Source organism: Caballeronia sp. SBC1 (assembly GCF_011493005.1).
Lineage (GTDB): Bacteria > Pseudomonadota > Gammaproteobacteria > Burkholderiales > Burkholderiaceae > Caballeronia.
The window spans coordinates 73,406-95,293 of record NZ_CP049157.1 but is presented as its reverse complement, the minus strand read 5'-3'; the positions used below and the strand labels follow the sequence as shown (position 1 = coordinate 95,293).

Below are 21,888 nucleotides of genomic sequence, written 5' to 3'. Positions count from 1 at the left end.
CATGGAATTGCATCGGATTGTTTCGAGGGAAGAATGGCTGGCGGCGCACAAGGCGCATCTGGCCGAGGAAAAAGCGTTGACGCATGCGCGGGACGCGCTCGCCGAAAAACGTCGCGCGTTGCCCTGGGTGAAGGTCGACACGACTTATACGTTCGATACTCCGCATGGCCGCAAGACGCTGGCGGAACTGTTCAACGGACGCAGCCAGTTGATCGTCTATCACTTCATGTTAGGGCCGGACTGGGAGGAGGGGTGCCCGGGTTGCTCGTTTGTGTCCGATCATATCGACGGTGCGTTGCAGCATGTCGAGCAGCGCGATGTCGCGTATGTCGCGGTGTCGCGTGCACCGCTTGAGAAAATCGAAGCGTTCAGAAAGCGCATGGGTTGGCACTTCCGCTGGGTGTCGTCGTTCGGCAGCGACTTCAACTACGACTACCATGTGTCGTTCACGTCTGAGCAGCGTGAAAAAGGTAAGGTGTACTACAACTTCGAGATGAACGACGTCACGACAGGCGGCTTCGGCAGCGACGAGCTGCCCGGACTCAGCGTGTTCTACAAGGATGATGCCGGCGATGTATTCCATACGTTCTCGGCATATGGACGCGGCGGCGAGCCGCTCATCGGCACCTACAGCTTGCTCGATCTCACGCCAAAAGGCCGAGACGAAGAGCACAACATGATGGACTGGTTGCGTCATCACGATCGTTATGACGAGGTTCGTGGCGGTGCGGATACCGGGGCGGCTGCGACCAACGCGGCTTCGCAGCGCGAAGCCGGGCGCACTTGCCACTAGCCGAACGCGGCGGCCAAACACTGCGAGCAGGCTTGGGCGCCGCGCGACATCCGTGCACGCGGTGCCTCTAAATCCATAGGAGAAACGCCCGTGATGGACCGCATCATGGCGATGCGGACATTCGTGCGCATTGTCGACACCAACAGTTTTACCCGCGCAGCGAGCTCGCTCGGAATTCCGCGCGCGACTGCGACAACGCTATTGCAGAGCCTGGAGGAAATGCTTGGCATCCAGTTGCTCGTGCGGACCACGCGCCGGCTCAATCTGACCTCCGAGGGGGCCGCGTATTACGAGCGTTGTGTACAGATTCTCGCCGACATTGACGACATCGAGGCGAGCCTGCAGCATACCGACAACCGGCCGCGCGGGCGGCTGCGCGTCGAGCTGCCGGCGGCAGTCGCCAATGCGATCGTGCTTCCCGCGCTCGATGACTTTCACACGCGCTACGAGGATATCGTGCTCGCGTTTGGCGTCAGCAACCGGCAGCTCGACCTGGTCGGCGAAGCGATCGATTGCTGCATCCTGATTGGAGCGTTGCCGGATTCGGGACTCTCGGGCCTGTCTGTGCGGCGACTCGGCGCGCTTGAGCATGTGACCTGTGCGAGCCCGCTCTATCTTGCTCGTCAGGGCATGCCGCTAGAGCTTGAGGAACTGACCCATCACGTCGCGGTGAATTGCCTGTGCGTGCAGACCGGGCGCCCGGCGGACTTCGGTTTTCAGGTCGATGGAGACACGGTCAATGTGCCGCTTGGGGGCTTCGTGCAGGTCAGTGACGAGCACGCGTATCTGGAGTGTGGGTTGCGAGGGCTGGGGCTGATCCAGCCGCCGCGGGCGCTCGCACAGCCGTATCTCGACTCTGGGCGGCTGCGTGAAGTGTTGCCGCACTACCGGCCCGCAGCCATGCCGGTATCTGTTGCGTATCTGCGTCATCGTCTCGTTCCGCCGCGCGTGCGTGCGTTCGTCAACTGGCTCGCCGAACTGTTCCAGACGGCGCGGCACGTGAGTCATGATCTGCCGCATCAGTCGCCGCATCAGGTGTCAAACGGGCCGTCAAGCATGCGCCCGATTCTGCGTGGAATGGAGGCGGACGAGCCGGCCTGAGGGAGGGGACTTCCCGGCTTGGTTTACTCCGAGTCCAGCCAGGAATCGAGACCCACGCGAAACGCGACGGCCACAATCACTGGAACGGTCAGCATCATGACTATGCCGAAGTTCTCGATCATGTCGCCGTACATGATCGGTTTGTACAGAACAATGCCAGAGACAATGACGAAGGCGATAAAACCGACGACCACCATCAAGATGCTGCGGAGCGCACTGGACGGCTGCCAGCGTCGGCGCTTTCGCGGGGCGACACTGACCCGCTCCGGATTCGATGGAGTCTCGGCTTCAGATTTTTGTTTATTTTCTGGCATGGGCGCAGCGAGGTGAGGGGCTGCCGAATGCGTAAAACGACGCGTAAGAAGACGCGCTACATTCGGGATTTTCAACTGGAACGGGTCATGGCGGCAGCAGATGGCAATCGTGAGAAAGCGATGAGCAAACCGACATGCGGCGATTGTGGCACAGGCAGAGTACCCTGAGCAGAAGACCTCTGGCACATGCCCGCGGAACGCGACTTTTTGCCATTGGTGAAGGTCGCTGTCGATCCAGTTGCGGCCATCGGCCAGCGCTTTCATTTTCCATTCGAACGTCGGCTCCTCTGCGATCCCAATGATCCGCAGCTCCGGCCAAACGTTCTTCGCGTTGCGCGCCTTGACCGGATCGTTTGTTCTGGCACGGTCGTGCGCTGCTTGGCGATGGCGAACAGTTGCTGGCGCAGTTGGGCAGTGACGTGGTTGACGAACGGACGGTGATGTCGGGTCGATCTTCGGACTCGCGGGCACTATTTCCGCTAGCTGCCGAAACAGGTGTTCGCTCTAGCCGCCAGGTGGGTGGGCTCTCGATAAACATCGTGAAAAAGGCACTAAAATGATAGCCGACTAACAGATCTCTAATGTGAGCGCAGGTTAGTGCAGGTTAGTGCAATCCACCGAATCAGAACTTGATTATCCAGTTCGTTGGCGTGATTTCTTTCATAGAGGAAAACGTGAATTTGTTGCTTGCAGGCCGATGCCTTTGCGGCGCAGTCCACTACGAAGTGAAGGACGAGTTCGTCTATGCATTGAACTGCCACTGTTCAAAGTGCCGGCGCGCGACGGGTTCAGCGTTCAAGTCATTCGCGGGGATCGAGCGCAACAAGTTAGGCATCACCCAGGGGCAAGGCGACCTGTTGATTTTCGGTGACGAGAACGCGGCTCACGATGTCCATTGCAAGATCTGCGGAAGCCTTATGTTTTCGGTGGTTCGCGAGGGCGAGTTCGTTCACGTCACTTTAGGTACGCTTAGCGACACTCCGGCTATTCGCCCAACCGCACACATTTTTGTCGGATCGAAGGCACCGTGGTATTCCATAACCGACCAACTGCCGCAGCACGATGAATTTGGATAACCGGGCCAAGTCAATGAGGGACGTCCCGCGCCAGCGGGGTTTTTGGGTATTCGACGATGACCGGCTCAATGCCGGCATAGCGTATTGCGCGATGTGCCGCAGCCCGGGGTGTGATCGATCGTGACGCTCATACGCGTTGTCGTTTGATGCTGTGTTTTGTTTCGTACCAGTGCTGAGAGCGGTTGACGACGCCGACGACCAGCAGCATCACCGGAACCTCGATCAGCACACCGACCACGGTGGCCAGCGCCGCGCCTGAATGGAAGCCGAAGAGACTAATTGCCGTGGCCACCGCCAGCTCGAAGAAATTGCTGGCACCGATCAGACTGGACGGACCCGCTACGCAATGTGCGACACCGAGCCGGCGATTTAACAAGTAGGCGAGACCGGAATTGAAAAACACCTGAATGAGGATCGGCACTGCGAGCATTGCAATGACGAGTGGTTCCTTGATGATCGCCTGCCCTTGGAAGGCGAAGAGGAGCACCAACGTGGCAAGCAGCGCGCAGATCGAATAGGGGCCGAGGCGCGCGACGACATTCCGAAAATGCGACTCGCCCTTCGCCATCAGCATTCGGCGCAGCAGTTGAGCGATGATGACCGGGATGATGATGTAGAGGCCAACCGAGATAATCAGCGTATCCCACGGTACCGTAATGGCCGACAAACCAAGCAGCAAGGCGACGAGCGGCGCGAAGGCCACGATCATGATGGAGTCGTTCAGCGCCACTTGCGATAACGTGAAATACGGATCACCCTTGCAGAGCTGCGACCAGACAAACACCATTGCTGTGCAAGGGGCCGCAGCCAGAAGGATCAAGCCGGCGATGTAGCTGTCGAGTTGATCAGCGGGAAGCCACGGCGCGAACACATGGCGGATGAAGATCCAGCCGAGCAACGCCATGGAGAATGGCTTGACGAACCAGTTCACAAATAGCGTGACGCCAATACCACGCCACTGACTTTTGACCTGAGTCATCGCGGCAAAATCAATCTTGACCAGCATCGGGATGATCATTACCCAGATGAGCACGCCCACAGGAAGATTGACCTGCGCGACTTCCATGTGGCCAATCGCCTGAAAGAGCTGGGGAAGCGTCTGCCCGAGAAAGATGCCGCTCAGGATACAAAGGGCGACCCAGGCCGTCAGGTAGCGTTCGAAAAACCCGATCGCCGGTCGTGCGCCGCCAACCTCCGTGTCAGTGCTGCTCATTGGATTCCTCTGCAGGCTTTTGACCGATCAAGCGCATTTCGTGCTGAATCGCGTTGCTGTCAAGCACATGGAGCGGCAGGATTACGAACTGGCTCACGCGGCTCAGGATCTGCCGATAAACCTTGCTAAAGATCTTGCGCTTGTCTTCATCGCTGCCCTCGAACGCGGCCGGATCTTCAAAGCCCCAATGCGCCGTTATCGGTTTTCCCGGCCAGATAGGGCAGACTTCGCCCGCCGCCTGGTCGCAGACCGTGATCACGAAATCCATGTGCGGAGCGTCGGGTGTCGCGAACTCATCCCAGCTCTTGCTACGCAGTCCAGACGTGTCGTAGCCGAGAGCTTCGCATCGTTCAATGGCGAATGGATTGACCGTGCCGGAAGGATGGCTGCCGGCGCTGTACGCTAGGAATTTGCCTTTCCCCAAGACGTTGAACAGCGCCTCGGCCATGATGCTGCGTGCGCTATTGCCCGTGCAGAGGATCAGAATCGAGTAAAGTTTATCGCTCACGTGCGGCTCCGGATAACTACAAGGGACTCAGCAGGCGAGCAGCATGCGGCCGTTGATTGCGGTTGATCGTGGGACTCGCCGTAGACCGGTCCAGCTTCGAGGGTTCTGAACGTCTCCCACGCGACGCCCTGCGGATCGATCGTCCACGCCTTGTCCGACTTGGCGTAGCAACAGGTCGTTCCTGTTTGCGCTTGTACCGGCAGCTTCGCTACGGCAAAGCGCGCATTCATCTCGGCCAGCTCCGCATCGCTTTCAACCTGGATGCCAATATGGTCGATGCCTGGTTTCGCGCCGCGCTGCGAGATTGCGAAATTGACGGCCGGATCGGTCAGCTCCCATTTGCAGTAATCGCTCTTGAGAACCGTGGGCGCCATGTTGCCGAACATGGCGCTGTAGAACCGGATGCTGTCGTTGAGGTCTTCGACCGCGACGTGGATGTGCATGCGCTTCATGGTGTATCTCCGCGGCAGTTGGGAAGATCGCTCGCGGCACAGGTCGCGCCACCGCAGCAGTTCTCCGTCAGGAAGCCGATCAGGCCTGTCATCGCGTCAAAATTCGCGGTGTAGATGACGAAGCGGCCTTCTTGCCGTTGCTTCACGAGCTCTGCATGGGACAGATCCTTGAGGTGAAATGACAGGCTTGAAGGGGACAGCCCGAGTTGCTGCGCGATTTCACCGGCAGCCATACCGTCAGGCCCCGCGACGACCAGCATGCGGAAGATCGCAAGGCGGGATTCATGGGCAAGCGCGCTCAGGGCGCGTACAGCGAGATTGGAGTCCATAAGCCTAACAATACGTGTATTGATTCGATATTTCAAGTATTATCGAAACGACGATTCTTATTGTAGTTGTTGCGTTCGATGACGTCCGCGAGAAGAGGCGTTTTTAGCGACTGCAATCAATTGAACAGTTGGCGCTATTGACCAGCCTCATCATCGTCGTCGCGGCAATCGAGTGTCCTGGTTGAGCCCTCCCCGGACACCTGCCGTCGAGCACTGCGAACGGCGTCCGAAATGCCCATTGATTTCGTCTCGGGGAGGGCTACTCGAGCTATCAGGCGCCGAATGTGAAGCGCGTGCCAGTTGATGACCAAAGGACTTTTCCTGGCATTGCCTGAGTCACCATCGCGTAGAACGCTTCGCCAGAACAATGCATCGGGATCACGTAGTCTGGATTGATCTCCTTGAGCATGTTCACCGTGGCCTGCTGATACTCCGGTGGTTGCGGCGCAAGATGAAAGCCGCCTACGATCGCGTGTACCCGGGTAACACCCGACACTTTCATCGCTGTCTTGACGGTATTGAGAACACCGCGGTGCGCGCACGATGTCAGTACCACGAGCCCTCGATCCTTCACCAGATAAACCGTGCTCTGTTCATGTTGAAAATCGTCGGGAATCGACGTCGCACTTTGTTTGTCCAGCGGCAATTTGTCGGCGGCACAGCCCATGCCATTGAGTACGCCGACGGTCATGGTGCTGGGATTGAGCGGCTTCTCGAACGTAGTCTGGGGAATCCAACCCGTGGTGAACGCGTGACCCGCCACCACGGCGGGACGTTCCGCGAAGACGATGTTCAGGTTGGCGTCACGCATTGCCTGCCGGTCGAGCGAGCCGAACTGGCGAACGCCAATCTCGCGTGTGCAAAAACACTCCTCGCCACCAAGATAAATTGGCAGCCGCGTTTTCAACTTGTCGCGGTTGGCCTGGAGGAAGCCAACCATGCCGCCAAAGTGGTCGTAGTGCCCGTGTGTGAGCAGTAGCGCGTCGAGTTGCGCCGGGTCGATTTTCAGAAGGCCAATGTTATTGTTCAACGTCTCGGGCGTATAGCCGAAGTCGATCAATATCTGCCTGCTCTGCGCTCCTTGCGAGGACTCGGCATGCAGGGAGAGGCCCCATTCGTTCTCGATCGAGAGGCGCGGGCTCTGATCTTGTGAGAGGGGCAAGCCGAAGCGCTGCACGTCAACGTCGCCAACGCGACGACTACTTTCCAGAGCCGAATAAGACGAATCGGTGATGACCCGAATCGATACTTTATCGACGACAGGTACGGGCCCGGTCAGGGGCTCGGCGAACGCAACGCGCGACTCGCCGAGCAGCGCACCTGAAAGTACACCTAGCGCACTCAACCCTCCAGCGCGCAGTACGCGGCGACGCGACCAGCTACCCAAATATCTTTCGTCCATTGCCTAACCTCCGTCGGTCTTATCAAAGTGAATGCAGCCAACGCCTGCTCATCCCAAGAAGCAATCAATTGATTACCAGGGATAGCGGCGCGGTTACGGGAAAGCACTTCAGATTGACACCCGCTCACGAGTGCAGTCATAAACGGTGAGACGGAGTGCTTATGGATGGTAGGCGAATGCGTCCTGAAGCAAGCGGGAAGGTTGAAGCGAATGCGCGATCGCGCACATTCATTGAACGGTAAATGTAATTATAAAAATGGCTTACTGTTATATTTATCGCTGCGTATTCTTGCCGGTTGCACCTTGCACCACCGGAACCTCTCATCGGGTAACTTGTCTATGTTTGATATCGCCCTTTTTCTCAGGGAGGTTCCAAATGGCTGCCACGCAATCAGGGGCAATACCCCTCTCCGATGAGGAGGCGCGGCGGCAGCTGCGCCGCGCCGTCATCGCAAGCACGATCGGCACCACGATCGAATGGTACGACTTCTTCCTCTACAGTACGGTCACCGGCCTGGTTTTCGCGAAGCTGTATTTTCCAGGGTCCGCACCGCTCGTCGGCACATTGCAGGCTTTTCTGATCTATGCCGTCGGCTTTGTAGCACGGCCAGTTGGCGCGGCCATTTTCGGCCATTACGGCGATCGTATCGGACGCAAGGCCACGCTGGTCGTAACGCTATTGCTGATGGGGCTCGCTACGTTTGCCGTGGCCTTTGTGCCCACCTTCGCAACGATAGGCATCTGGGGCGCCGTCGCGCTCACGGTGCTGCGCTTCATTCAGGGAGTGGGTGTCGGCGGTGAATGGGGTGGATCGGTCTTGATGTCGATGGAATGGGCACGCACCAACGCGCATCGCGGCTTCGTCGCCTCCTGGCCGCAGTTCGGGGTGCCGGCGGGGCTATTCCTGGCCAATCTGGCAGTGCTCGCCATGAGTCAGATTTCCGGCAGCGCTTTCCTCACGTGGGGTTGGCGAGTGCCTTTCTTCCTGAGTATCGTCTTGGTCGGGATCGGTCTCTACATCCGCTTGAATATCCTCGAAACGCCGATCTTCGCGCGGCTCCTGGCTGAACGGAAGATCGAGAAGACGCCGATGCTCGAAGTACTGCGCCGCCAGCCGAAGGACATCCTTCTCTCGGCGTTTGCACGCATGGCCGAACAGGCGCCTTTTTATATTTTTACGGCCTTTGTCTTCACCTACGGCATCTCGACCCTGGGGGCGACACGCAACCTGTTGCTGACGGCAGTGCTGGTGGCTTCAGTGCTGGAATTCGTTACGATCCCTCTCTTCGGTCACGTGTCCGATCTGATAGGGCGGCGGCGGATGTACATGATCGGCGCCGCCGTTGTCGGCGTATTCGGCTTCCTCTATTTTGCGATGATCGACACCAAGGATCCTATGTGGATCTTCGCGGCCATTGTGCTCTCGCTGGTACCGCATTCCATGTTGTATGGACCCCAGGCCGCGTTGATCGCTGAATCCTTCACGGGGCGGTTGCGTTACAGCGGCGCGTCGTTGGGCTACCAGCTGGCTTCGCTCATTGCCGGCGGCCCTGCGCCGCTGATTGCGACCGCGCTCTTCGCTTACTACCATTCGGGCTATGCAATCGCCGCTTATATCCTTGTGTGCGCGGTGGTCAGCCTGATTGCCGCTTCGCGGCTAGGCGATTACACGAACAAGGACATCTCGCGGGAATACGACGACGCGTGGAAGAAGGGCGACCGCGGACACGCCACCCCAGCCACGTGATTAATCAGCTTGCCGCGGCTTGCATCAATATGCCGAGGTAAAGGGGACTTTATTGCTTACGCTTCCGGGACGTCGATCGTCCCTTCAAGATATTGAACAGCCTGACCGGAGATATACACCCGGTCGGCTTGTACGCGGCAATGAAGCAATCCGGTGCGGCGTGACACCTGCATGGCCACGAGTTCGGCCTTGCCCAAACGCTCGGACCAGAATGGCGCAAGCGCCGCGTGAATGGATCCGGTCACCGGATCTTCATCGCCGCCGTTGGCAGGCCAGAAGTAGCGGGACACAAAATCGTGTTCGTTGCCGCGCGCCGTCACGACGACATCGAGTGGACCGAGTGTGGACAGCAGATTGAGTTCGGGTACGACGGATCGTACCTCGCGTTCTGTTTCGTAGATGACGACGTAGGCTTGCTGGTTTATCAGCACTTCTTGAGGCCGTATGGAAAGCCCCAACATCAGGTTTGCGGGTATCTCGTTCAGTCTTTCAGGCCGGCGCTGTGGGAAGCTCATTTCGATCAGGCCGTCATGCATACGGCTAACAGTAAGCCGACCGACCGCTTTCGCGAAAAACTCGATGACTTCCAGATCATCACGTTGCTTGAAGATCACATAGGCACTTGCCAGCGTCGCGTGTCCGCAAAAGGCGATTTCGGTGAGCGGCGAAAACCAGCGGATGTCGAACGCGCCGTCAGCATTTCGCATAAAGAATGCTGTTTCAGACAGATTATTCTCGGTAGCAATCGCCTGCATCAAGCTGTCGGGCAGCCAGCGTTCGAGCGGCACCACCGCAGCGTAGTTGCCCTTGAAGACCTTGTCCGAAAATGCGTCAATCTGATAGATCGGCAGTTTCACGAGATGCTCCTGTTCCAAGCGGTAGGTTAGTCGGCAACCAGCAGGCCAGTTCGTTGAATACAATATCAGCCCGTTAATCCGGTGAACATGTACAGTTGCGATGCCGGGCACGGGTGTCTGTGCGCGGGGCGCCACGGTGGATTGCGTGGTGCGGTAAATGCCGCAGGCATCCCGGCTCAGTGTCGTAGCACGAACCCGGGCCAACGGGATCAATGATCCCGCTGAAACTGGATTCAACCAATGAACGGCAGTCTCTGGACGTACGCGGCGCTAGCGAGGTTTGCCTCGCGTACTTTTCCGAGGGCTCCCGGAGCGGGGCGCATCTTTATCCGGCAACGCGCCGCCGCCGTTCATCTGCTCCATCCACGACAAGGCGTCGATGTACGACAAGAACTGCTGCAGGTACCCGGGCGACAACTCGCGCATCAGCGAAAGCGAACGATGCACGAGGCTGCTCGAATTGAGCGGACCGGCATTCCCGGGCACTTGCGCAAGTGACTGCCGAAACTGTTTCTCGGCACTGACCTTGGTCCAGGTTTTCCTGAAGTAATCGAGCACCTCCATTTCCGGATAGGAGGAGGGGCGAGGCAAGGCGTGGCTAGCGGTGGAGCCGTGGTTATTCACCGGCGCACGGTGGCTCATGTACTCGATCAGCCCGGCAAGCGCACCGTGGGCGGACTCGCCGGCATGGGCAGTTTGCGACGCGGCGTTCTCGAGATCGTTGGCGTAATCATTGGCGTAATCATTGGCGTAATCATTGGCATAAGCCACGATCAGTTTGGATAGCTTATCATCCAGGATACGTCGTGCCTCGCCGCTGTGGCTGGCCGCTCGCCGATCCAGCGCTTCAATAAAATGAAATCGAATGGGATCCAGCCGATCGGCGCCGCGCTCGCGCCATGCATCGAGCGTCGAGCGGACGCCGCTCGTTCCACCGCTTGCTATACCGTCAACGTCGCTATTCACCGGACTTCACCGTTGCGCTCGACGGCCTTGGGACAGGCGCTATTTCCACTCGCCGATTCTTCGCCCGTCCTTCGTTGTCGGCATTGGAGCTCACGGGCTGCTGTGAGCCGAACGCGGCCGCGAATACCGAGGAGGAGGGGATGCCCGCATCAATCAACGCACGAGTTACCGTCAACGCGCGCTGGGCCGACAGTTCCCAGTTGTCGGCAAAGCGGCGGTTGCTCTCCCGCAACTGCCGGTCATCGGTAAAACCGCTCACCATCAGGATCTGGTCGTTGGCCTGGAGATAAGCGGTCAGCGGCCCGGCCAGGCTCTTCAATACGTCGCGGCCTTCGGGCTGCAATTGATCGGAGTTGAGCGCGAACAACACGCTGCCGTTAATGCCAATACGCCCGTTGACCAGCGTCACCCGGCCTGCTGCCAATGGCCCGGCCAGCGCCTGCTCCAGGGTCTTGCGGCGCTGCGTTTCCATCTGCCGCTGCCTGACCTCATGTTCAAGCTTGGAAGACAGCTCCAGTTGCACGCCGATGACCCCCACCATGATCAGCATGAAGGCGCCCAGCAGCACCGACATCAAGTCGGCAAAGACGGGCCATATCGGCGCGGTCGTCTCCATGCCGCCGTCGATATCCTCGCTCATGCGGCTTCAGCTCCGGCAGACGCGCGCCGCCCGGCGAGCTGTTGCAGGTCTTCGACAATCTGCTTCTGCGACATCATGCTCAGGTCGATGACTTCCCGAGCCTGCGCCACGTAATAGGCAAGCTGTTCGTCACTGCGCGCGAGTGATTTGTCCAGCGCGGTTTCAATACGCTGGAGGTGAGTCACCAGCTTTTCATTCGAATCGCCGAACAACTGTACGGCCATGCCGAATGCTTCGCCCAGGCTCGCCACCTCGACCGCGCTGCCTGTGACCTGTGCGGCAACGGCGCCAAGCTTCCCGGTTTCGGTTTCAACCTTGTCGGCGAACTGCGTGCCCACACGCTCCAGCAGACCCGCCGACGTCGCGACCAGCGCATCAACGGCTGAGCGTTGCTCGGTGGACGCATGGTTCACGGCATCGAGCAAGGTTTCGAGCGTTGCCAGCAGACGGCTGCGCTCCTCGAGCATGGCGGTATCGCGGACCATGCTGTCGGACAGCTTCTGGCGCAGTTCGGCAACGACTTCGGCAGCAGCCTTGGGCGCTTCCGATGCCGCTTGAACGAGCCCGGAGATTTCGGCGATCGTGTTGCTGGCGTGCGCCTGCGTCTGAGCCGATATGTCTCGCGCGGTTAGCTCCAGCATGTCGCAAATTTCCTGCTGGCGGCTCGCGGTGCGCGTACCTGCCTGTTCCCACTCGCGGCTGAGCGTAGCGGCCATTGAACCAAGCGTTTCGGTCCAGGCCGCCAGACGCTGCTGGTCCCGCGATGCCAATTCCGCCTGCAGGTTCGCCGCGGCCTTGGGGGCTTCGGACGCAGCTTGTACGAGCCGGTCGATTTCGGCGATCGTGTTGCTGGCGTGCGCCTGCGTCTGGGCAGATATGTCGCGTGCGGTTTGTGCCAGCGTGTCGCACATCTCCTGCTGGCGGCTCGCGGTGCGCGTGCCCGCCTGCTCCCAGTCGCGGCTCAACGTAGCCGCCATCGAACCGAGCGTCTCGGTCCAGACCGCGAGCCGTTGCTCGTCCCGCGATGCCAATTCGCCCTGCAAGTCCGCCTGCGACTGGCCCACGGTATGCAGCAGCGACGCCGAATGCTGCTCGAAGATCGCTGCGGCCTCGGTCAAGGCCTGCTGATTGTGACTCGCCAGCTTCTCGCCGGCGCTTTCTTGCCGTGACAGCGCTTCGTTCCACGCCGCGGACACACTGCCGGCCGTGGCGTCCAGGCGAGCGGCGACGCCCTCCAACAAGCCCGCCGAACGTTGCTCGAAGGTTTCGGTGAATCGATCCAGTGAGGTGCGCAGATGCTGGACCAGCGCCTCGCTCGATCGCTGGTGTCCCGCCAGTGCCTCGTTCCAGATACTGGCCACGGTGGTGGTGCTTGCCTCAAAACCGCTCGACAGCCCGTCGAGTTGCCGCTGCACGGCCTGCGTGACGGTGGCGTGCAAGGAAGCAGTCTCGCGGGCAAGGCCCGCCATCGTGGCCTCCATGACCGGCTGCAGCGCCGCGCCGGCGGCGCGGGTGCTGTCGGCAACGCTTTCCTTCAACGACCGCTCCACCGATGCAGCGAGCCGGGCGTAAGTTGCCTCGGCCTTGCCGTGGAAGGCCTCCTGGCTTGCCATCTGCTGCGCGTTGACGGCGAGGTTCTGTTGCTCGATGGCCGCCATCATCATCTGCAGCCGATCGACCAACTCAGGCATCCCCTCGGCCTGTCGTTGCAGGAGCTTGAAGGTTTCCTCGCGCTGATGGGTCTGCGAGTAGATGCGCAATGTGGTCGCGATCTTCACGTCGAGCATCTGCCCGGCCTGGATCCGCTCGCGCCGGCACAGCGCGGAAAGCAGCCCAAGCATGGCGGATGTGGCCACACCCGCAATCGAGGTGCCGAACGCAAATCCGAGCCCCTTCACCGGCGCGGCCAACGACGCCCGGATAGCCTCGATGTCGGTCGCGCTGTCCAGCGCCAGCCCTGTCCCCCTCAGGGTTGCCACCATGCCCAGGAGCGTGCCCAGCATGCCCAGCAACACGAGCAAGCCGACCAGATAAGACGCAAGCGGCGGGCCGGGCAGGGCCACACGCTCGCCCTCGATGCGCAGGCGCACCGAATTGCGCAGGCTGGGATGCAATCGGTCGAGCCAGGCGCCCAGGCCGGGCGGTGGTCCGGACAGGTCCGCTGCCGCACGCGCCAGGGTGGACGTGGCTTGGCTGTAGCGTTGCAACTCGAGCGCGCCGGCCAGATAGCAGGCGGCAATCAACATAGTGACGGCCAGCGCCAGCGCGTTCGAGCCGACGTAGCCGGCACCGATCCAGCAAACAGCGGCCAGACCTACCAAAAAAACGACAAGATTCAGATATCTGGACATAGCGTCCCAGTTAGCGGGTGCGAAGGGCCGCGAGCAACCCTTCGACCGGTTGAAAACGAAGATCCAGTTCGGCCAGCAACACGCTCTGCATATCCTTGCGGAACACGTTCAGCCAAGCGCCCGGCGCGATCGTAGGGGCGTCCTCTGGCGCCTGGGCATCGGCATCGGCGTCGGCGTCGGCCAGCGTCTCCCGCCCGGCCTTGCGCAACCTCTCGAAGTGCCCGCCGAGCAACCCGGGCACGGTGGCCAGCAGACTCCGCTCGCGCGGGCTCAGCGCACGCTCCATGACGGCATCCACCTCCGCGAGCCGGCTCATAGCGGGCGTCCTGGCGGCCAGCTTCGCCCGCAGACGGCCACGCAGGTTGCCGATGCCCGTTTCCATCGTCTGCTGCATAGACAGATAGATCTGACGAAAAGCCGGGTAGTCGACGGCAGCGTTCATGGAGGCTCCATGAGATGCCGTTTGCGCCGACCCGTGCCGCTTGTCGGCGGCAGACGCACCACCGCCGACAATGGCATTAACCAACGTGCTGCGCACGCGGGCGCACTCGGTCTCCTCCGCGCTGCCAACGGCTTGCGCGCCGTAGCCGGAGGGTACGCCAGGCGGATTGCCGTTGAGCGCCGTGGACAGCGCGATGGCGTCTGTCCAGTGGATCCATTGGCTCAGCCTGTCCGAAAGCGATTGCCTCGATTCGGTAACTTCGACATCTGCCAGGCGAGCCAGGAGGCGAATGAGCGTCGGGCCGCTGAAAGCTGTGCGCTGAGGGGCTTGCACCATACCACCAGAGTCAAAAAGTCCGCTAGTTTACACGCGGACGCGATGACCGCCTTCGTGTCCTGAAAAGCGGGGCGCGCGAGTGTGGAATTTCAGGGTGCTCGACATGCCGCTAACGATGACGGAATTTCGCGCTCGTTCCTGGCCATCGGCAGTGTTGGTCAGCGTGGTAATGGGGCGCTGCCAGCATGCCTAACCGGACGCGGCTATGATTATGAGCGGCAATCCATGCCAAATCACGAAAGGAGAATGTCCGGATGATTCACGTCATTGCCACGATCACTGCACTGCCCGGTTCACGCGACGCGGTGCTTGAACTATTCAGCAAGAATCGTCCAGCGGTGCTGGCGGAAAATGGCTGCATCAGCTACGAAGCGGTGGTCGACGTACCTGGCTTCGGAGCGATTCAGACGCCGCTTGGCAATGACACATTTGCGGTGATCGAACGCTGGGAAAGCGCCGAAGCGTTAAAGGCGCATGGCGCCTCCGCGCATATGGCCGAATACGCGCGCAACACCAAGCCGTTGCTCGCCAGCCGCGTCATCAATGTGCTGCAAGCCTGCTAAGGCGCCGGCTTGCATCGGCTACGCCGGGCGCAGCGTAGATGGCCGCCGAGCCCATGAATGATCAGCGAGACGGTGAAGGTCCTGCATCCGGTGCGCCGTGCGAGATCCGCCCGGCGTCATTCAAATACCACCACCTGGCGAATCGCTTTACCTTCGTGTAGCAGGTCAAAACCAAGATTGATCTCATCGAGCTTAAGGCGCCCCGTGAGCAGCTTGTTCACCGGCAGACGCCCCTGCAAATACAGATCGATGTAGCGCGGGATGTCGCGCGAAGGCACGCATGTGCCTATATAGCTGCCCTTGAGGGTGCGTTCTTCTGCTACAAGGCTGACCGCGGGAAGTGGCCAAAGCGCGGTTGACGGGGGCAGCCCGGCTGTGACGGTCGAACCGCCCCGGCGCGTAATGCGATAAGCCAGGTCCAGCGCGTTGATCGAGCCGGCGAACTCAAAGGCGAACTCGACGCCACCGGAACTGAGCGCGCGGACGTGATCGATCGCATCGGCCCGACCGGCGTTCACCGTGTGCGTGGCGCCCAGCGCGCGCGCCTGCTCGAGCTTGGCGTCGGACAAGTCGATTGCGACGATCTGCCGGGCGCCCGCTGCCTGCGCGCCAATAAGCGCCGCCAGGCCAACACCGCCGAGGCCGACTACCGCAACCGATGCGCCGACCCTGACCTGCGCGGTGTTGACAACCGCGCCGACACCTGTAAGCACGGCGCACCCGAACAGCGCGGCTTCGTCCAGCGGAACGGCGGGATTTATCTTGACGACAGAGCGGCGCGACACGGTCGCGTACTCGGCAAACACCGAACATCCGAGATGATGATTCAAGGGCTCACCACCGCGTGTGAGACGGCGCGCACCGGACAGCAACGTGCCGGCACCGTTTGCCGCGGCGCCCGGCTCGCACAAGGCCGGGCGGCCTTCGGCACAAGGCGCACAGTGGCCACAGCTCGGCACGAACACCACGACAACATGGTCGCCAACCTGGAGGTCGGTCACGCCTGCCCCCAGTTCCTCGACAACACCCGCGGCTTCGTGACCGAGCGCCATAGGCATTGGACGTGGCCGGTCTCCGTTGATCACGGACAGGTCGGAGTGACACAGGCCGGCGGCGGCGATCTTGATCAGCACTTCATCGGCGCCAGGCGGTGCCAGGTCAATCTCTTCGATATGCAAAGGGCGGGAGACGGCGTAGGGCGGTGTTGCGCCCATCGCCTGCAGGACTGCTACCTTGATCTTCATTGTGCGACCTCCATCACCCGGTTTTTGAGTTCCTCGACGAGTACGCGGGTGTTCTCCGAGTAGTCGACCGGAACGATGACCAACTGCACGCCGCCTTCGCGGAACGCCGCTTCCAGCGTTGGCGCCAGTGCTTCGGCCGACTCAACGCGCCGTCCTTTAGCGCCATAGGCATCCGCGTACTTGACGAAATCGGGGTTGCCGAAAGTGAGACCCCAGTCAGCGAAGTTGTCGACGGCCTGTTTCCATCGGATCATTCCGTAGGCATCGTCCTGAATGATCAGGACAACGAGGTTGAGCTTAAGCCGCACGGCGGTCTCGAGTTCTTGCGAGTTCATCATGAAGCCACCGTCGCCGCATACCGCCATCACGCGCCGGGCAGGATAGAGCAGCGCCGCCATCATGGCCGACGGCAAGCCCGCCCCCATGGTCGCCAATGCGTTGTCGAGCAGCAGCGTGTTGGCGCTGCGGGTCCTGTAACACCGCGCGAACCAGATCTTGTACATGCCGTTATCGAGTGCCACGATGCCGTCGGCCGGCATGATCTCGCGCACGTCGTGGACAATACGTTGCGGGGTCAGCGGAAAGCGTGATTCCTGTGCCCGGTCCATCGTGCGCCGCAAGATGCCTTCGCGCAGCGGCGCCAGCGCAGCCGCGTTCGGAAGCTTGCCTTGAACCTGATCAGCGAGCCGCGCGAGACTCAGGCCCAGGTCGCCCACCACTTCGGCATGCGGGAAAAACACCTGTTCGACATGCGCCGGCGTGTAACCCACGTGAATGACCTTCGGTCCCTTGGGCCCCATGATGAACGGCGGCTTTTCGACGGTGTCATGGCCGATCGCGAGGATCAGGTCGGCGCGGTCGATCGCCTCGTGCAAGTAGTCGCGCGCGCTCAGCGCGGCCGTTCCCATCCAGAGCTCGCTGGCCTCGTTTTGGCCGACGGCGGCAACGGTGCCCTTGCCCATCTGGGTGTTGAAGAACGGGATGCCAGTGCGCCGGATGAACTCGGTCAATTGACCCACGAGCCGCGGCCGGTTGCTGGCGGCACCGAACATGACCAGCGGACGCTCGGCGTTCATCAGCAAAGCCGCAGCCCGTTCGATGGCAGCCTCCTGAGCCACCGGGAGCTCCACAGGATGCAGCGGAACGAGCGCCACCTCGTCGCTTACTTCAACGGCGGCCACGTCTTCAGGCAGCTCGAGATGGACCGGGCCGGGCCGCTCCTCCGCGGCCAGCCGGAACGCTTCGCGCACCACGGTGGGAATACTGCTCCCGCTGACTATTTGCCGGGACGCCTTGGTCAGCGGCTTCATCGTGGCGACAATGTCGACTATCTGGAACCGCGCCTGGTGCGCCGTCATGATGGGTTTCTGTCCGGTAATCAGCACCATTGGCATGGCGCCAAGATGCGCGTAGGCGGCGCCGGTGACCAGATTTAGCGCGCCCGGACCGAGCGTAGCCATGCAGACGCCCGGCCTTCCCGTCAGGCGGCCGTGGGTCGCCGCCATGAAGGCTGCAGACTGTTCATGGCGGGTCAGGATCAACTCGATGCTGGAGCGCCGCAGCGACTCGACGACGTCGAGATTTTCTTCGCCCGGCACGGCGAAAATCCGATCGACGCCTTCATTTTCCAGTGCCTTGACGAACAGGTCGGATGCTTTCATGGATAGTCACCTTGTTTCTTTAAACCACAGCTAAATCGTGGGTCGAATGAATGGAAGTGCCGGGTTCTTGCCATTGCGGCGTGAGCGTGAATCGGCCGGGTGTCACGTGCCGGCGCCGGGTTCGCCGATCGGGCCGTGCGCAATGTCCTCAAGTTGGCGCGTCGCATGAGCGGCTGCTTGCGCATGTGTTTCGCAAACATGCGATGCGGAATCGAGCTCGCTGAATGCAGCGTCAAGCTTCATGCGCATGAATGCACTGGTAGTGAAGCGAGTCGCCGAGCTGTAGTACTTGAGTTGCAACTGCCTGACCATCTCGAAGTACGCATCGGCCTCCGACTCATCCAGCCGAAATCCGTCATAGTTGACCATTAGCGAAACCTTGTGGCCGATGCGTTCGCAGAATGCCTCAAGCACACGCCGAACGCTTTCGATGTCGCTGTTCGAGCGGATCGCCATACCTTCGAAGTTCGCGAACATGGTGTTGCGCCCGGCGTCGTAGCTGAGCCTGTCGCTCATCTGCAGATCGAGTAGCATCGTTGCCAGACCCATGATCTGTGGCAAGAAAATTCGAGGGTCCATCAATCGCACATTGCGCACGATGGGAGCGAAGTCCATGTGGGCAAGAATGTCGCGGTCAATATCGATGCCGGGTGCAATTTCCGTCAGTTCGAGTCCTTCAGGCACGCGCCGGAAGACGCACCGCTCGGTCACATACAGCACGGACTGACCGCGTTGCGCAGCAAGCGATCCATTAAATGTGATCTGCTCGACAGACTCGACGAGCTTCTTCTTCGAACCCTCCGAGAGAATACGCAGACGTCCGTCCTCGACCACTACATCGAGGCCGCCGGCCGTGAACGTTCCCGCAAATATCACGCTACGGGCGTTCTGGCTGATGTTGATAAACCCGCCGGCACCGGCTAGTCGCGGCCCGAAGCGGCTGACATTCACGTTTCCGCATCGATCGATCTCCGCCATGCCGAGACAAGCAAGGTCCAGCCCTCCACCATCGTAGAAGTCGAACTGCTGGTTCTGATGAAGCAGGGCATCAATGTTGATGGCGGCGCCGAAGTTCAAGCCGCCCTGCGGGGTGCCGCCGATAACGCCAGGTTCAGCGGTTAACGTCAGGTGGCTGAGCAGCTGTTCTTCCGCGGCCACGGCAGCGACAACTTCAGGAACCCCGATACCAAGATTGATTACGCCGCCGAGCGGTAGCTCGAAGGCACATCGACGTGCGATCACTTTTCGCTCGTCGAGCAACGGGCTTTCCATGGTTCCCGACGGGACCTTCATTTCGCCGGAGAACGCAGGGTTATACGCAGTCCCGTACGTTTGGGCGTGAGTATCAGGGCGGGCAACTACAACACGGTCAACAAAGATTCCCGGTACTACCACGGCCCGCGGATCGAGCGTCCCGCTCGCGGCGATCCGTTCCACCTGGACGATCACCAGCCCGTTCGAATTATGGGCGGCCATGGCGGCCTCCATGGCGTCGAGCACGAGCGCCTCGCGTTCCATCGTGACGTTGCCTTCGGGGTCGGCCGTGGTGCCGCGAATCAGGGTCACGTTAAGCGGAAAGACCTTGTAGAAGAGCCAGGTCTTGCCGTCGATGGCAATTGTGCTCACCAGGTCTTCGGTCGTGCTGGCGTTGATTTTTCCGCCTCCGTGACGCGGATCGACAAAGGTGCCCAATCCGACCTGCGTGAGCGTACCGGGCCTGTGCGCCGCGATGTCCCGATACAGATGCGACATCGTCCCCAACGGAAGGTTGTACGCCTCGATCAGATTATCGGTCGCCATGCGAGCGAGCTTCGGCAACAGCGCCCAATGTCCACCGATCGCACGTTTGACCAGTCCCGGCAGTGCCAGGCGGTTGAGCCCCCGGTCCCGGCCGTCACCGGGTGCGGCGGCGAACACCAGGGTCAGATTGCGCGGTTCACCAGCGCCAGTGAAGCGCCGCTCCAGCGCCATGATCAGTTCGTCTGGGGTACCGATGCCAACAAAGCCCGAGCAGCAGACGCTGTCGCCGTCACGAATCAGCGCGACCGCTTCGTCAGCGGTGACAATCTTGTCTTTCATGGCGCAGCTCGAAGAAGAGGTGAATATGCGATCGCTACTGCTACCGATGCCGCTTTCAAAAAAGAGGGTCGGCATCCTCTCTTCGGCAACCCTTCGGCAACCATTATCAGCTTGCGTGATTGCCGCAACATTCATTCCGGGGCAGCCTAACCGCCAATCCAGACGCGGTCAGTGATGTCGAACTTCGGCATGGACCAGGCAAGGTAAATGGCCTCTTGTTAGCGGATTCATACGGAAAAGGTCCTCCGTTATCTTTGGCCAACCACGGGGGACGCGGTACTCAAGCACGCTCAATGCAGCAATGGCCGACGACCAACCGCGCAGGCGCGCCGCTATTTCATCGCTATTGATACCCCAGGGCATAGGCGGCAGTCGATAGTGTGGCGTCTGCATGACACCCCACAGGGTGAGCTGGGAAAACCACCGCGGAATGATGTCGAACGCGATCTCTGCGCCTGGAAAATGCTCCGTGATCTTGATAAACAAGCGTCTCACCGCTTCAGGCTCCAGATACATGAAGAGGCCTTGGACAACGATGAATAGATCGGGGCCTGGTTCAATCTCTTCAATCCAACCCGGCTCGAACACACTCGCGGCAACGTGGCGGAAGCGTTCGGACGAAGGGAGAAAGTGCTGACGCAGTTCGATTGCAGCCGGCAGATCGACTGTGACCCATCGCATCTGGCCGTTGTCCACGCGGTGAGCCTGCGTTTCGAGGCCTTCGCCAAGGGATACGATCAGGCCATTCGGATGGCGTTCGAGCCATTGTTTCAACAGTTGGTCGATCTTTACCGCTCGCGCAGCAAACGAACCGACGGGTTCTCCAAAATGACGCTGGAAGTCGTAGTCGATAGCATTGCAGATGCGCACGCTGTGGGGGTCGGCGAGAATGCCGTCAGGCCGACGCGCTTCGCACGCACGATCGTAAAGCGTCCACAGCATGGTTTCTGACACACCGTCCAGTTTGCACGGAATCAACGAGCAACTGTCGACGCTGTGAGGGCGCGCTTGTTGATGCTCCGTTTGTTGCTCATTACGAAGCGGCGGCCCTGAGACGGCGGGTGTCAAAGCCCATCCAGACGTTTGGCATTGGCTGTTGCACGCTCGTGAATAGGTGCGAGGCTTTCCCGGACTACACGGGCCGTCGAACTGGCCAATTGCAAAGGATCGGCCGGAGATGTTGCAGCGATCTTCAAGAGCGCAGCCTGGCATTCAATCCATTGCGCGGCGGATCGACTTGACGCCAGGGCCGACGCCGCTTCCGACGTAGCCCAGATGTGTTTGCTAGTGTCCCTTGCCAGTGTCATGCCCAAGCTCACGAATCCTGAACCCATTGCCTGAATCGATTCGGACGCTGCTTCGCTCTTTTCCCGGCTCATCAGACTGAATTCAACCCGGTCCCGCTCAGTGGGCAGCGGGCCAGCCATCGCCATGCGAGTGGTGCGGACTTTAACGACGCGGGTGGTCGCGCTGAGCATTTCGCAGGTGTCAGTGAAAAGGCGTAACCAGTTCGTCGAGAGCTCACCGAGAGACGGCGAGAAAGTGCAGGAATTCATGAAGTGCTCCAGGATTAAGCTATCTGATACGGATACCTAATAAAAATATCAATCGTAATGAAAGGAACATCGCGACTGGTCAACTGATATGTCAGAAATGTGTCTGTTGCAGAAAAGACTGTCGCTAAACCTTAGTTGTTTCGCAGTGGCAAACAAGAATAAGAGCGTTAAACCAGTAGCGGATTCCTTAGAGCATAGGCCCATAAATGCTGCGTTGCAACAATTTATTTGAGCATAGGGCCAAGCTCTTGGCAGGAA

Annotated in this window: 21 protein-coding genes; 5 read left to right on the top strand and 16 right to left on the bottom strand. The window is 60.2% G+C overall.

The annotated features are described in order from the left end of the window. The first annotated feature begins 1 nt into the window (after position 1). Together SBC1_RS18365 and SBC1_RS18360 are read left to right on the top strand one after the other, a co-directional pair. Positions 2–793: a thioredoxin family protein gene (locus SBC1_RS18365; protein ID WP_165099994.1), complete on the top strand. Its 792-nt coding sequence runs from the start codon at positions 2–4 to the stop codon at positions 791–793. Between the two features lie 90 nt (positions 794–883). Continuing rightward, a complete protein-coding gene (locus SBC1_RS18360; RefSeq protein WP_165100006.1) occupies positions 884–1,894 on the top strand; it encodes a LysR family transcriptional regulator in 1,011 nt (336 codons plus the stop codon). 23 nt (positions 1,895–1,917) lie between these two features. Here SBC1_RS18360 and SBC1_RS40615 read toward each other — a convergent pair whose 3' ends face one another. Continuing rightward, positions 1,918–2,679, bottom strand: a complete 762-nt coding sequence (locus tag SBC1_RS40615) for a hypothetical protein (protein WP_207958445.1) — start codon at positions 2,677–2,679, stop codon at positions 1,918–1,920. Positions 2,680–2,882: 203 nt separating this feature from the next. Between SBC1_RS40615 and SBC1_RS18350 the strand changes: the two genes are divergently transcribed. After that, positions 2,883–3,284 carry a GFA family protein gene (locus SBC1_RS18350; protein WP_165101565.1) on the top strand — a complete coding sequence of 134 codons (402 nt, stop codon included), beginning with the start codon at positions 2,883–2,885 and terminating at the stop codon, positions 3,282–3,284. 127 nt (positions 3,285–3,411) lie between these two features. On the opposite strand, the gene arsB is transcribed toward SBC1_RS18350, so the two are convergent. The 5 genes from arsB to SBC1_RS18325 form a co-directional block, all read right to left on the bottom strand. After that, positions 3,412–4,497: an ACR3 family arsenite efflux transporter gene (gene arsB / locus SBC1_RS18345; RefSeq protein WP_165100009.1), complete on the bottom strand. Its 1,086-nt coding sequence runs from the start codon at positions 4,495–4,497 to the stop codon at positions 3,412–3,414. Then, a complete protein-coding gene (locus SBC1_RS18340; protein ID WP_165100013.1) occupies positions 4,484–5,005 on the bottom strand; it encodes an arsenate reductase ArsC in 522 nt (173 codons plus the stop codon). Before SBC1_RS18340 ends, arsB begins: the two co-directional genes overlap by 14 nt. Then, the gene (locus SBC1_RS18335; RefSeq protein WP_165100017.1) at positions 5,002–5,457 is read right to left on the bottom strand and encodes an ArsI/CadI family heavy metal resistance metalloenzyme; all 456 of its coding nucleotides are present in this window, start codon (positions 5,455–5,457) and stop codon (positions 5,002–5,004) included. The genes SBC1_RS18340 and SBC1_RS18335 overlap by 4 nt, the downstream gene beginning before the upstream one ends. Then, complete coding sequence (locus SBC1_RS18330) at positions 5,454–5,786, bottom strand: helix-turn-helix transcriptional regulator (RefSeq protein WP_165100022.1); 333 nt, start codon at positions 5,784–5,786, stop codon at positions 5,454–5,456. Before SBC1_RS18330 ends, SBC1_RS18335 begins: the two co-directional genes overlap by 4 nt. A 271-nt stretch (positions 5,787–6,057) precedes the next feature. Continuing rightward, the gene (locus tag SBC1_RS18325) at positions 6,058–7,188 is read right to left on the bottom strand and encodes an MBL fold metallo-hydrolase (RefSeq protein ID WP_165100027.1); all 1,131 of its coding nucleotides are present in this window, start codon (positions 7,186–7,188) and stop codon (positions 6,058–6,060) included. 376 nt (positions 7,189–7,564) lie between these two features. Between SBC1_RS18325 and SBC1_RS18320 the strand changes: the two genes are divergently transcribed. Next, on the top strand, positions 7,565–8,935 hold the full coding sequence (locus tag SBC1_RS18320) for an MFS transporter (RefSeq protein ID WP_165100030.1): 1,371 nt from the start codon (positions 7,565–7,567) through the stop codon (positions 8,933–8,935). Positions 8,936–8,991: 56 nt separating this feature from the next. Here SBC1_RS18320 and SBC1_RS18315 read toward each other — a convergent pair whose 3' ends face one another. From SBC1_RS18315 to SBC1_RS18295, 5 genes are all read right to left on the bottom strand, one after another. Then, positions 8,992–9,792 (bottom strand): PhzF family phenazine biosynthesis protein, encoded by an 801-nt coding sequence (locus SBC1_RS18315; RefSeq protein ID WP_165100034.1) that lies wholly within the window; start codon positions 9,790–9,792, stop codon positions 8,992–8,994. A gap of 270 nt (positions 9,793–10,062) precedes the next feature. After that, positions 10,063–10,758 (bottom strand): DUF2894 domain-containing protein, encoded by a 696-nt coding sequence (locus tag SBC1_RS18310; RefSeq protein ID WP_243830305.1) that lies wholly within the window; start codon positions 10,756–10,758, stop codon positions 10,063–10,065. Continuing rightward, positions 10,751–11,398: an OmpA family protein gene (locus tag SBC1_RS18305; protein WP_165100037.1), complete on the bottom strand. Its 648-nt coding sequence runs from the start codon at positions 11,396–11,398 to the stop codon at positions 10,751–10,753. The genes SBC1_RS18310 and SBC1_RS18305 overlap by 8 nt, the downstream gene beginning before the upstream one ends. Continuing rightward, entirely contained in the window at positions 11,395–13,749 is a 2,355-nt protein-coding gene (locus tag SBC1_RS18300) for a DUF802 domain-containing protein (protein WP_165100041.1), read from the bottom strand. The genes SBC1_RS18305 and SBC1_RS18300 overlap by 4 nt, the downstream gene beginning before the upstream one ends. 10 nt (positions 13,750–13,759) lie before the next feature. Beyond that, positions 13,760–14,527 carry a DUF3348 domain-containing protein gene (locus SBC1_RS18295; protein WP_165100046.1) on the bottom strand — a complete coding sequence of 256 codons (768 nt, stop codon included), beginning with the start codon at positions 14,525–14,527 and terminating at the stop codon, positions 13,760–13,762. Between the two features lie 254 nt (positions 14,528–14,781). Between SBC1_RS18295 and SBC1_RS18290 the strand changes: the two genes are divergently transcribed. Then, the gene (locus SBC1_RS18290; RefSeq protein WP_165100049.1) at positions 14,782–15,090 is read left to right on the top strand and encodes a putative quinol monooxygenase; all 309 of its coding nucleotides are present in this window, start codon (positions 14,782–14,784) and stop codon (positions 15,088–15,090) included. Between the two features lie 116 nt (positions 15,091–15,206). Here the strand turns inward: SBC1_RS18290 and SBC1_RS18285 are convergent, their stop codons facing one another. From SBC1_RS18285 to SBC1_RS18265, 5 genes are all read right to left on the bottom strand, one after another. Further along, the gene (locus SBC1_RS18285; protein WP_165100052.1) at positions 15,207–16,334 is read right to left on the bottom strand and encodes a zinc-dependent alcohol dehydrogenase family protein; all 1,128 of its coding nucleotides are present in this window, start codon (positions 16,332–16,334) and stop codon (positions 15,207–15,209) included. Continuing rightward, the gene (locus SBC1_RS18280) at positions 16,331–17,995 is read right to left on the bottom strand and encodes an acetolactate synthase large subunit (RefSeq protein ID WP_165100055.1); all 1,665 of its coding nucleotides are present in this window, start codon (positions 17,993–17,995) and stop codon (positions 16,331–16,333) included. Before SBC1_RS18280 ends, SBC1_RS18285 begins: the two co-directional genes overlap by 4 nt. A 102-nt stretch (positions 17,996–18,097) precedes the next feature. Then, positions 18,098–20,074: an acyl CoA:acetate/3-ketoacid CoA transferase gene (locus tag SBC1_RS18275; protein ID WP_165100058.1), complete on the bottom strand. Its 1,977-nt coding sequence runs from the start codon at positions 20,072–20,074 to the stop codon at positions 18,098–18,100. A 168-nt stretch (positions 20,075–20,242) separates the two neighbouring features. Then, positions 20,243–21,016 (bottom strand): class I SAM-dependent methyltransferase, encoded by a 774-nt coding sequence (locus SBC1_RS18270; protein WP_165100062.1) that lies wholly within the window; start codon positions 21,014–21,016, stop codon positions 20,243–20,245. A 122-nt stretch (positions 21,017–21,138) separates the two neighbouring features. Continuing rightward, positions 21,139–21,630, bottom strand: a complete 492-nt coding sequence (locus tag SBC1_RS18265) for a polyhydroxyalkanoate granule-associated phasin (RefSeq protein ID WP_241202167.1) — start codon at positions 21,628–21,630, stop codon at positions 21,139–21,141. Between the last annotated feature and the right edge of the window lie 258 nt (positions 21,631–21,888).